Source organism: Acinetobacter sp. LT1, from assembly GCF_059800965.1.
Window position 1 is genome coordinate 1 of sequence record NZ_JBBAXE010000016.1, and the last position, 12,187, is coordinate 12,187.

The following is a 12,187-nucleotide window of genomic DNA, read 5'->3' on the forward strand; positions in this document are numbered from 1 at the left end:
TCTTCTTGGTCTACGTGCCATAAAATACTCCATATATTGATGTTTATAACATCATTTGGGGAGCAAAATATCACTTATAAGTGTTGTTCAAATTTCCTGATCCACCTCTAACCATTCAATAATTCAAATAAAATGTATTTCAACACTTGCATGCACAATTTCTTCATGGATAGAGAGTGCCTGTTTCACTACATCTGGTGTTAAATCTACACCTGTACTCTCTAAAGCCAAGATGCAAGAAAACTTGCCTCTACCAACTTTCCAAACATGTAAATCAGTAATATTAACTTGAGGAAATTCCTCTATAACCTCTTTGATTTCATCAACCACAGGGTGAGACATTTCTGCATCGAGTAGTGTCTTTCCTGTCTCATTTAATAATCCCCATGACCATTTAGCGACAAGAATAGCTCCAACTACACCTAATAGTGCATCTAAGAAACTCCAACCAAAATATTTCCCCGCAAACAATGCAACAATTGCCAATACAGAAGTAACCGCATCAGCTACTACATGCAGAAACGCCGCCTTTTGATTTAAGTCATGATGATCGTGGTGGTGGTCGTGTTCATGGTGATGATCATGCTCGTGGTGATGGTGGTGGCCTCCGTCATGTAATAACCATGCACAAACCAAGTTTACCAATAAACCAACAATTGCAATTGGTATTGCCTCATTGTAATGAATATTCACGGGATTCATTAATCGATCGATAGATTGAATACCCATTAAAAGTGCTACAACCATAAGTAAAATAGCACTACTGTACCCTGCTAGAATCTCAATTTTCCAAGTACCAAAACTAAATCGCTGATCATGAGCATAATGTCGGGCCATTCGATATGCGAAATAAGCTAAGCCGAGAGCAACCATATGTGAACTCATATGCCAGCCATCTGCGAGTAAGGCCATCGAATTAAAAATCCATCCCCCCAATATCTCTAGTACCATCATGATTGCTGTAAGAATTGTCGCAATCAGTATTTTCTTTTGTGCTAAAGGATTTCCTTCATCGAATTGATGAGAATGACGACGATCTAAGTTACTATGAAGTTGCATAAATTTTATCTTTCCAAGATACTCCCCCCAGTATATATTTTTTTTAGGAAAAATCATGTCTCATTTGCATCAAGATAAAAAAATACTTAATCGCATCAAGCGGATTCAAGGACAGGTTACTTCTGTTGAAAAGTCATTATTAACACCTGAAAGCTCTTGTCTTGAAGTATTACAACAAGTTGCAGCAATTAAAGGTGCTGTTAATGGGTTAATGCAGCAACTTCTTGAACAACATTTAAGAGAACATGTATTGAAAGGGGATCAAAATTTTGATGAAGAAGAAATGAAACAGTACTTATTATTATTAGATCGTTATTCAAAATGAGTAGAACAAAATGTTCTACTCATTTTTATTATTAATGGCAGTGACGATCCCCTGTCTTGCTATTCGTGTGGCAGCCTGAAGAATCAGTACCACCTGAATGAGCAAAAGCATTTGTTACCGCAAGCCCCATTAAACATACCAAGATTAGTTTTTTCATGTTGTTCCCCTTTTTTTATTGAACAATAAAATAAGCTTATAATTGTACAACAAACAAACGGAATCTTTCTAAGTCATTAGTCGAAAAAGAGTTATTTAGGCCACTTTTCATGATAGTCATCAATAATATATTCATGGACGTGTACTCCATTGATTCGATGCTGCTGCAAATGCTCATGATCTGGAGGTAAATCATCATGACTGTGGGGTAAAAGAGCCTCATCCTGTGATGGCCACAAACGCATTGCAAGTAATAAAGAAATCGTTGCAATCACTGCCATCGGTATAAAAGTTTGTAATGTTCCTATGTTAGTAGTGAGCCATCCAACCAAGGGATAAGTCACTAACCAGCAAGCATGTGAAAACGCAAATTGCGCTGCGAATAGAGAGGTCCTACTCTCACTCGATGCAGATTTTCGAATCAAACGGCCTGTAGGTGTTTGTGAAACAGAATATCCAATACCAAGCACAAACCAAAGTACAAGCAAACCATTATAAGATGTAATGAAATAACCACTTAACAGCCCAATTACAAGAATTGTTGTTCCCGTCAACATCACTGATCGATCTGGGAACTTATCCAATATCTTAGGCAAAATGAAAGCCGAAAGCATTGAACCAAATCCAAATAAACCAAAAGCCCAAGTAGTCGCATTTTCAGTTAGCTTAAATGTCGATTGAACCAATACCACGGTATTTACAATCACTACAGCGCTTGCTGACGCAATTGCTAAATTGAGAGCAAGCAATGCTTTAAGTCTAGGCGTATTAAAATAAATTTTAGCTCCCTGCTTAATACGGCTATAAACACCTCTAAACGCAGGTACTTTGGCAACTGGTAATTTCGCACTTACCACAAACAAAGCAGAACCGATAAAACCTAATACCGTTCCCAAAAATAAGTTGTGATAACTCATCAAAGTTAATAAAAATGCCGCGAGCATCGGACTAATAATATTTTCTAAATCATAGGCCAATCGTGATAATGATAGCGCATTGGTATAGTCTTTTTCTTCAGGTAAAACATCTGGAATCATTGCCTGAAATGTTGGTGTAAATGCAGCAGAAGCAGATTGCAAAATAAAAATGAGAATATAAATTTGCCAAATTTGTGTCACAAACGGTAGACACAATGCTGTTAATGCTCGAATAACATCTAGCCCAACCAATACTTTTTTTCTTGGTAATCGCTCAGCAAATGCAGATGCTATAGGCGCTACACCGATATAAGCAATCATCTTAATTGCCAATGCAATACCAAGAACTTGGGCTGCTTCCCCCTTTGCAATATCGTACGCCTGTAAAGCTAGGGCGATTGTGATTAACCCCGTTCCGATTAGCGCTATTACTTGGGCCAAAAACAAATGCCGATATGTTGTGTTTTTTAGTACTTCTAGCATCTTATGGATTCCTTTTAGAACCTGACTTCTTTAGCAATTGAATCTCCTTGGAATATTATTCCAAGGAGATTGATCAAAACTTAAAAGACTTTCTTCATTTCACTAAACTGCCCTTCTACAAGTAGAGTTACAGTCACTGGATTTTCCGTACGGTTACGCCAGAACCAACCATGCTTGCCATCAAAAGCTGCCTTTAAGACACCCTGCTGAGTTGTTTCATTCTTTCCTTTTCCATAGCCATGATAGAACCCTTTAGGAGCGTTCACTGGATCACCATGGGTATCATAATTAAGACCACCTCCAACAGCTTTCCAGTCAAAGTTGACACTTGCACTTTGTGGCATCGTCAGTTTCACTTCGGTTGCTTGGCCCGGTTTAAGCTCAATACTAATGCTCTCTTTATTAATAGCAGGCATAATCATTTGAGCATTATCAGTTGCCGTTTGAGTCGAAGTTTCTACTGATATTTGTTCAACACTATTCACTGCCTGTGCAGCATTGATACCATTTTCTGACTCTTCAGTTAGTGATTGTTTGATTTCTCCCATTTTCGTTAAACCAAGCACTTTACCCATACCTGTCGGATCAATTGCATACTCCGCAGGCATGACACAGGTAACTAGCACAATAACGGCACTTACGGCAGCAATTGCTGTTGATTTAATTAACTTTTTTGATGAAGGTAATTCGATATCTTTTGGAATTTCAGCGTTATACATAATTTAGATCCTTATTGAGTAATGAAGCCAGTAAGTTGATAGCCAACAAGTAAAAAACCGAGGAACATGAGGAAGACATTGCTTTGATAAGCTGTTTTAAAGAAATAAGGTGTCTTTCTCCAAAACGTCATTAATAACAAGATGATGCACAGAGCCATAAACTGGCCTAATTCAACCCCAATATTGAATGAGATTAAATTTGCCAACAGTCCATCACTCGGAACTTCATATTCCTGAATTTTTACTGCGAGTCCAAAACCATGAATCAGACCAAAAATTAAAGTCGCGATTTTCGTGTTTGGTTGAAAACCAAACCAACGCTGATAAGCCCCCAAGTTATCTAGAGCCTTATAAACAATCGAAAAACCAATGATTGCATCAATGATGTAGGCGTTTATCGAGATATTGTAATAAACACCCACCAGCATCGTAATCGAATGCCCAAGTGCAAATAGGCTGACGTACAAGCCGATATCTTTCATTCGGTATAAGAAGAAGATAATGCCAACAAGAAATAGTAAATGGTCATATCCAGTGACCATATGCTTCGCACCCAAATAGATGAATGGAATCACATGAATGCCATAAATTTCTTGAATATAGCCCTTATCACCTTCCGCTACTCCATGAGCAAAAAGTGTAGGGCTTACCAATGTAATGAATAAAGCAAGTAATAGCTTTATGTAAGCACTTAATTTCACAATGTGTGAAGCAATAATTTGCATGTATATCAAACTCCAAAATTTAAAATGAATTGAAAATCCATTAACTTTTTGGGCGGTTTAAAAATACGACTCACCATCAGATAAACATATTCTTTTGACCAATCTAAAATCGAAATCCCTTTTAAGAGATGAGCTAAAGCGGCCGATTTAAGTACGTCATAGCCAACAAAATGTTCATAGTAATTATCTTGGTGACTATGTGAATGTTGTTGGCTTATCTCATGATGGTGAGAGTTAATTGCATCAATTGAAACGTGTCTCTGAAATTCATTTTCAGTTACATGCTCTTTAAAGTGCAAACATAAAGCGAGACTGATCATGCAGACTAGCAACATCATCACAAATTTGTTTTGTTTATCTCGCAATATATTTGTCATTAAAGATGCCCCTAAACAACCTGTTTAGCAGCTTCGTTTGATTTTCTTGACCTACCTTGGTTAAACCACACATATAAGGTTGGCAAAATAATCAAAGTCAGTAAGGTTGATGAAATAATCCCACCAATAACAACAGTTGCAATTGGGCGCTGAACTTCAGAGCCAATGCCTACGTTTAAGGCCATCGGAATAAAACCTAATGAAGCGACTAAAGCTGTAATCAACACGGGACGGAGTCTTTCCATTGCACCATGTTTCACTGCATCAATGACACTTTCACCTTGAACTCTAAGTCGCTGAATGGCTGAAACAAGAACCAAACCATTCAGCACAGCAACACCCGATAAGGCAATGAAACCCACAGCCGCAGAAATTGAGAATGGAATATCACGTAGTGCTAAAGCAATCACACCACCTGTTAGTGCAAATGGCACACCTGTGAATACCAAGATACTGTTTCTAACATTACCTAAAGCCATATAGATCATGGCAAAGATCAGAATTAAAGCAATCGGTACTACAACCATAAGACGATTTGAAGCAGATTCCATTTGCTCAAACGTACCGCCCCAAGTCAGCCAATAACCATCTGGTAATTTAAAATCAGCATTCAGCTTAGATTGTGCTTCTGAAATGTAACTACCAATATCAGTTCCACGAACATTTGCTGTAATGACGATACGCCGTTTACCATTTTCGCGAGAAATCTGGTTTGGTCCTTGAACGTTTTTTAACTCGATCAATTCTGATAAAAGAACACTCGAACCATCAGCTAAGCTCACAGGAATCTGATACAGCTTTTCTAGATCTGTTACCGAGTTTTGATCCATACGTACCACAATGTCGAACTTTCGATCTCCTTCAAACACCTTACCTACTGTCTCACCTGTGATTAGGCTAGAAACCTGTTTTTGTACATCCTCTGCATCAAGCCCATAGTTGGCAATCATGTCTTTTTTCAGCTCAACAGAAACCATGGGTAAACCAGACATCTGTTCGACTTTAAGATCAGCAGTACCTTTGACTCCCTCTAAAATCTTAGCGGCAGCGTTTGCTGATTCAAGCAACTGCTCTAAATCATCACCATAAATTTTTACGGCAACATCTGTTCGGACACCTGAAATAAGTTCGTTAAAACGCATTTGAATCGGCTGTGTAAACTCATAATTGTTTCCATATACGCCTTTAGATACGCGTTCAATTTCAGCAACAACCGCAGACTTTTCCTTATCAGGATTAGGCCACTGACTACGAGGTTTCAGCATGACAAAGTTATCTGCTACGTTAGGTGGAACAGGATCAGTCGCAATTTCAGCAGTCCCCACTTTGGCAAAAATAGTCTGAACTTCTGGAATTTTCTTAATCTCTTTTTCTAACGTGTATTGCATTTCAATTGCTTGAGTCAACGACGTACCAGGGATACGCAAGGCATGTAGTGCTACATCTCCCTCATCCAAGGAAGGTATAAACTCTGAGCCTAAACGAGTCGAAAGACTTGCACTAAAAACAAAGAAAATAGAGACAAAAGCGATTAGCAAATATCTGTGATTTAAAGACCAATCTAGAATTGGGTTATAAAATCTTTTGATGCCATGGACGATTTTTGACTCTTCTTCTTTAATTTCACCAGTAGTGACCAATGCCACCATTGCAGGGACAAACGTAATTGAAAGAATCATTGCTGCCACTAAAGCCATAACCACTGTTGCAGCCATTGGTGTAAACATCTTTCCTTCAACACCAGTCAGAGTCATTACAGGTAGATACACCAAGATAATGATCAATTGACCATAGAGAATCGCTTTGCGGGATTCTTTAGTCGCCTCAAACACAGTCGTAAAGCGTTCTTGCCTTGTTAAAACTCGCCCAAGCTCTTTTTGTTTAATTGCCAACTTTGCTAAGGAGGCCTCAACAATTACAACAGCACCATCTACAATAATCCCGAAATCTAGTGCCCCAAGACTCATAAGGTTTGCACTAATTTTCTGGTTCACCATACCTGTGATTGTCATCAGCATGGATAAAGGAATGACCAAAGCGGTAATCAGCGCAGCACGGAAGTGACCAAGAAATACAAACAGAACAACGATTACCAGAATCGCACCTTCTAAAAGATTCTTTTTCACCGTCTGTATCGTTGCATCAACCAAAGTTGTACGGTTATAGACAGCTTTTGCTTCCACACCTTCTGGTAATGATTTTTGAACCTGTTGTAGCTTTTGATCAACAGCGTGAGCAACATTTCGTGAGTTCTCACCAATAAGCATGAATGCTGTACCCAGTACAATTTCTTGCCCATCTTTAGTTGCAGCACCTGTACGTAATTCGTGACCAATAGATATTTTGGCAACATCTTTCAATCTGAGGATATAACCATTGCTCGTCGTAATCGGGATATTCTGGACTTGCTCAATCGAGTTAATTTGAGAATCAGAACGAATTAAATACTGTTCACCATTTTTCTCAATATACCCCGAGCCTTTATTCATGCTGTTCTTAGAGATAGCCTCTAAAATTGTCTTCTGATCCAGCCCTATGCTACGTAAATAAGCATAATCAGGTTGAACTACAAATTGTTTGAGATAACCACCAATGGTATTGATTTCATTAACACCCTCTACATTTCGAAGCTGAGGTTTAATCACCCAGTCTTGTAAGGTGCGTAATTCCGTTGGTGAAAGTGGATTAGGATTGTTCTTGGCATTTTCAACGGTATACATGAAGATTTCGCCAAGTCCTGTAGAAACAGGCCCCATAGAAGTTGCAATTCCAACGGGAAGATTTGGTGTCACTCCTTGTAGCTTCTCATTGACTAATTGTCGGGCAAAATAAATATCCGTCCCTTCTTTGAAAATTGCCGTTACTTGAGATAGACCATATCGAGATACGGAGCGTGTATAGTCTAAATTTGGAATACCTGCCAAAGCAGTTTCAATGGGATAGGTCACTTGAGACTCCATCTCCATTGGAGAGAGTCCTTGAGCTTCACTATTAATCTGGACTTGTACATTCGTAATATCAGGGACTGCATCAATCGGTAACTTGAAATAGTTATAAACCCCTAATGCACCAACAAATAAAAATACGATAAGTACAAGCCAACGATTCTTAATCGAGAGCTTAACAATCTGGTCAAACATAGTCGCTACTCCCCTTAGTGGTCATGAGTAGCGCCAGATTTCCCTAGCTCTGCTTTTAAAAGATATGAATTTCCAGCGGCATAAACCTGTCCTACGCGTAATCCAGATTTAACTTCCACATACCCATTGTACTTTTCACCAAGCTCCAGAGGCCTAGCTTCAAAATCATTGCCAACACGAATGAATACAACATCCCAATCACGGAAGCTCTGTAGAGCATCTTCACGCACAACCATCGGCTTCAAACTTTGATTTTCAAAAATTTGGGCCGTGATTAACTGTCCTGAGCGCCACTTAAACTGGTTTGGTACTTCAATAAAGACCTGTGCTGTACGTGTCTTTGGATCAATGACATCACTGATATATTTAATTCGTCCTAAAGCTTCTTCTGTATCCACAGGGCTTTGAGGTTTAACTTTAACCTTATTGTTAGGATTTATAGCATTTAGCCTGTCAGCGGGAACATTAACAACTGCTAAAAGTTGAGAAGTATTTGCGATTTTAAAAATAGGTGTTGAAGAACTTACATTTGATCCAACAGCACCAAGGACTTCTAATATTGTTCCAGACATTGCAGCACGAACTTCAACAGTACCATTACTAGAACCACCATAAGAGTTGATTAAGTTATTCAACTCATTTGCACGAGTTTGTGCTGCGTCAAAGTCTCGTTTTGCTGAAATATAATCAATTTCAGGTGATACACGCTTTTGCCATAGCGCTCGTTCCTGTTCCATTTTTTGACGAGCAAACTGTAGGCTGTCCAAAGCAACTTTACGATCGGCATTCAAACGAATTACATCTTGGCTTTGAACTACAGCAAGTAAGTCTCCCTGACTCACCTTATCACCTAGATTACGGTAAGTTTTGATCAATGTCCCACTGGCTTTAGGCGTAATAAAGCTTTCAAAATTATCAGGAAACTTCAGTTCGCCTTTTAACTCCAAAGCATTTTCAAACATCTTTGATTCAACTTTTAAAAGCTCTAATCCACTGCTCTTAATACTACTGTCCAACATGGTGACACGGCCTTCCTTCGTATCCCATTTCCAAGTATGCTTTTTCCCTTGATAATCAACGTTTATCATCATTAAAAAGGAATGTGGCTCGTAAACAATTTCATTCCCAATTAAGTAATCACTCTCAGGTTGAAATTGAATATTTTGCTCGGCATCCAAACGTTTGATGTAGATATTTGCTGTTAAGTCTTCAGGTTTAAGTAGTTTATCTTTCAAATACCCATAAACACGGAGGTGTGGTTCCACTCCTTCCTCAAATATCTTGACCTCAGCAGAGAAATCTCCATCTCGATATAAACGACCACCGTGAGGCCCTTTCTCATCTCCAGCCACAGCTACTTTTTCTTCGGCGACCTCACCATGTGCGCTCGCTTGTGTTTTATTGCCCGATTTATACCAAGCAATTGCACATAAGACGATAAGTAAGGCAACGACACCAGTTGCAATCAATGTATTGGTTTGTTTATTCATATTCTTGCCCTTATTCTTGATCTAAATGAGTAATGTAGTTACGTTCGACATCTGCAATTTCAGTTTGCAAAGCCAACCACATATCGAATCGAGCAAGATGTTTGTCTAACCAAATTTGCTTAATATTATTGAATTCAAGTAAAGAGTTTTTCCCTGCTTGGTATCCCATTTCAGCAATTCGGAGACTCTCATTTGTTGCGGGCAAAACCGTTTGATCATATTGCTTAATCGCATCAATCAAGTTGGAAACCTCAATAGCCTTGTTTTCCAATTCAATTTTAGAATTACGATTCACAAGCACCGACTGTGTTTCTGCTTTCGTATGCTCTGCTTGAGCGATCGCAATATTGCCTTTATTTCGACTAAAAATATTGAGGGGTATTGATGTCGAAACCTGAAAGACTTTGTCATTGGTTTCTTGGTAGTTTCTAACCCCTACTCCCAAAGTAATATCTGGTATTGCTTCTTTACGAGCCAACTCAAACTGAGCTTTTTTCAGCTTTGAACTTAAAGTTGCTTCTTGCTCAGACAAACTTATTTTGTCTGTGAAATTAAAGCTTAGCGGAACCTCCAATGCACTACTGGGCAGGTTGGAAGTGAACTTAGAACATAGATTTTTCTGGAACTGAATCTTCTTCACTTCATTTTGATGGCGCAATTTCGACTCAGATGAAAGTGCTATGCTTAGTTGAGCATCGGAAGGAATTACTCGCCCGTACTTAAGACGTTCGGAAAGAACGTTAGCTTGTCTGGCATTCAATTTACTCTCAGAAGAATAAATTTCAGCACGCTGAGTAGCTACATACCAGTTCGCCATACAGATTCTTAAATCTGCTTTGAGTTCAGCCTGACGCTTTGCTATTTCGAACTGATTACGATCACCTTGAAAACTCGCAATCTGTTTTCTCAAGGAAAGTTTATTACTGAGGGGGATCTCTTGTGATAGCCCCAGCAAGGTTGTTGGGCCATCCAAATCTTTCAATTTTGAATTACCGAGATTATCCAACTCCATATTGAAAGTCGGATTAATTAATCTGCCAGCAAACTTTTGATTGATTTCATAAGCTTGCTCGGACTGCTGTAAGCTATTGAGTACAGCATCATTTGCGATTACCTGCTTTTGTAGTTCTGCATAATTCGTTTCTGCGAATACATTTGCTGCTGTTGCTACAAATCCACAGGTAAGAAATATCTGATATTTTTTAGACATGACTTTACCTATACAAAAAAATTAAAAACTATTTTTTGTATAGAAAGATCAATTACGTAGGACGATTAAATCTTTAGAGAAAGTATAAGAATTACTAAATACTAGAGGGGATCGCCGCTTTAAAAAGACTCGATAAACGGGCTTTTCAAAAAGCTGGAAAAAGAATAAAACTAGTGGAAGTGCGAAACTAAGAATAAAGATTGGATCTATGCTGAAATCACTATCAGAAGAAATTGGCTTTACTGAATGATGATAGATCGGCTCATCAAAATTCTTCCACGTATGTGCTTCTGCATCATGATCAGCAGAACTTTTTAGAGAATCATCTGAGTGCTGTAAAGACCAATGACTAGAAGCATCATCCTCTACAATGATACTCAACTCATGCTGATGTTCAATATTTTCAAGTAGAACAGGCGCCCACGCATGAACTCCCGTAATTGTTATGGTAAACAAAAACAGGACAAATGCGAGTATAAGCTTAGAAAACCTACTTGAACGCATAGTCATGAACATACTTCTGATTTGCTACCAAAATACTAAAAAGCGTTATTAAAGTAAATCCATCTCTCAAAAATTCTAGGAGTGAGTATTTTCTTATCTACAGTCCAAAATCTGCAAAAAAAAGAGTACAAGTACTCTTTTCTAACTAGGTCCATTTCAATTGAGAGCCTGCACAGAATGCTGCAACCCTTTCTGAATGTCTTGAACATGAGTTAAATCACTAAGCTGCTGACCCTGCTCTGGTTTTGGTTCATTGATATAAAACTCCTCAACAATATCCAGTCCCTCCTCACCTCCTACCTCAAATCTGGCATTACCATAACCTAGCCTTGCCACATGATCTAAAGCCTCCTGATAAAACCCTGCTGTCTTGCTTTGTCCATCGATCTGTTTGGCTGAAGTAATGGCTTCTTGTAGATTGATTCCATCACGTAAGGTTAAGTCCACGTAATAAATTGGGGTACGGTAACTTTGCGTTGTGCTTTTTCCTCGTAAGGTCAGTTGCAATGGCAAACATGAAAGTAAATCACCTGAAGCCGCATGGTAATAACGAAGCCGTGCAGCTAAGGTACGAATGCTATTGAAACCTGTAGTCCTAAAAATGAATGTACCCAACTCATCCGACTCATCTAGATTGACGTAAAGCCGCCCATAAGGCTTGCAGTGTCCACCTTGGGCCAAGGGGCATAAATCAGGTGATGGACATGGATGCTGTTCAACCCCGTTTTGTCCAAGTCGCTGACAGGTTTCACCATTACCAGTACAGATGGGCCGACCAGTTTGTCGGTCGAATAGAGTGTACTCAGCTCGCAAGTTGAGTTCAGGATCATTAAAAATCATCCGGACAGGAATGGTTCTGAGTTTCTGGTTTTGTGCCTTGGCTCTTAGCTGCTCATCCAGTGGGTGTTTCACCCAGCCATCCTTATTCTGAATTTGGCTAGTAATCGTAAATTGATCATCTTTTTCAGGCAGACGTTTACCATTCTTTTCGACCACTTTACCGATACTAATTCTGCCGAGTATTGGCGGTGTAATCGCTAAACCTTTGATCATGTTGTTTGTCCTATAAGTAAAATTTTACT

The 12,187-nt window shown here is 38.9% G+C and carries 12 protein-coding genes; 1 reads left to right on the forward strand and 11 read right to left on the reverse strand.

Features of this window, described 5'->3' with window-relative positions; translation table 11 throughout:
• Positions 1 to 123: 123 nt before the first annotated feature.
• Positions 124 to 1,059 carry a CDF family Co(II)/Ni(II) efflux transporter DmeF gene (gene dmeF / locus WBW42_RS14660; RefSeq protein WP_001175951.1) on the reverse strand — a complete coding sequence of 312 codons (936 nt, stop codon included), beginning with the start codon at positions 1,057 to 1,059 and terminating at the stop codon, positions 124 to 126.
• Positions 1,060 to 1,114: 55 nt separating this feature from the next.
• On the opposite strand from dmeF, the gene WBW42_RS14665 reads away from it, so the two are divergent.
• Positions 1,115 to 1,384 (forward strand): metal/formaldehyde-sensitive transcriptional repressor, encoded by a 270-nt coding sequence (locus WBW42_RS14665; RefSeq protein WP_000018740.1) that lies wholly within the window; start codon positions 1,115 to 1,117, stop codon positions 1,382 to 1,384.
• A gap of 31 nt (positions 1,385 to 1,415) precedes the next feature.
• Here WBW42_RS14665 and WBW42_RS14670 read toward each other — a convergent pair whose 3' ends face one another.
• From WBW42_RS14670 to WBW42_RS14715, 10 genes are all read right to left on the reverse strand, one after another.
• On the reverse strand, positions 1,416 to 1,541 hold the full coding sequence (locus WBW42_RS14670; RefSeq protein WP_000733641.1) for a YHYH domain-containing protein: 126 nt from the start codon (positions 1,539 to 1,541) through the stop codon (positions 1,416 to 1,418).
• Between the two features lie 91 nt (positions 1,542 to 1,632).
• Positions 1,633 to 2,940 carry an MFS transporter gene (locus tag WBW42_RS14675; RefSeq protein ID WP_000895211.1) on the reverse strand — a complete coding sequence of 436 codons (1,308 nt, stop codon included), beginning with the start codon at positions 2,938 to 2,940 and terminating at the stop codon, positions 1,633 to 1,635.
• 80 nt (positions 2,941 to 3,020) lie between these two features.
• Positions 3,021 to 3,659, reverse strand: a complete 639-nt coding sequence (locus WBW42_RS14680; protein ID WP_000282061.1) for a hypothetical protein — start codon at positions 3,657 to 3,659, stop codon at positions 3,021 to 3,023.
• An 11-nt stretch (positions 3,660 to 3,670) separates the two neighbouring features.
• Positions 3,671 to 4,384 carry a HupE/UreJ family protein gene (locus WBW42_RS14685; RefSeq protein ID WP_001165581.1) on the reverse strand — a complete coding sequence of 238 codons (714 nt, stop codon included), beginning with the start codon at positions 4,382 to 4,384 and terminating at the stop codon, positions 3,671 to 3,673.
• 5 nt (positions 4,385 to 4,389) lie between these two features.
• Positions 4,390 to 4,761 (reverse strand): hypothetical protein, encoded by a 372-nt coding sequence (locus WBW42_RS14690; RefSeq protein ID WP_000181823.1) that lies wholly within the window; start codon positions 4,759 to 4,761, stop codon positions 4,390 to 4,392.
• An 11-nt stretch (positions 4,762 to 4,772) separates the two neighbouring features.
• A complete protein-coding gene (locus WBW42_RS14695) occupies positions 4,773 to 7,901 on the reverse strand; it encodes an efflux RND transporter permease subunit (RefSeq protein WP_000460236.1) in 3,129 nt (1,042 codons plus the stop codon).
• 14 nt (positions 7,902 to 7,915) lie between these two features.
• Positions 7,916 to 9,391, reverse strand: coding sequence for an efflux RND transporter periplasmic adaptor subunit (locus tag WBW42_RS14700; protein WP_001041870.1), 1,476 nt, complete (start codon positions 9,389 to 9,391; stop codon positions 7,916 to 7,918).
• A 10-nt stretch (positions 9,392 to 9,401) separates the two neighbouring features.
• On the reverse strand, positions 9,402 to 10,601 hold the full coding sequence (locus tag WBW42_RS14705) for a TolC family protein (RefSeq protein ID WP_000039774.1): 1,200 nt from the start codon (positions 10,599 to 10,601) through the stop codon (positions 9,402 to 9,404).
• Positions 10,602 to 10,649: 48 nt separating this feature from the next.
• Positions 10,650 to 11,105, reverse strand: coding sequence for a hypothetical protein (locus WBW42_RS14710; RefSeq protein ID WP_002086797.1), 456 nt, complete (start codon positions 11,103 to 11,105; stop codon positions 10,650 to 10,652).
• 156 nt (positions 11,106 to 11,261) lie between these two features.
• Positions 11,262 to 12,158 (reverse strand): recombination directionality factor, encoded by an 897-nt coding sequence (locus WBW42_RS14715; protein WP_000589670.1) that lies wholly within the window; start codon positions 12,156 to 12,158, stop codon positions 11,262 to 11,264.
• Between the last annotated feature and the right edge of the window lie 29 nt (positions 12,159 to 12,187).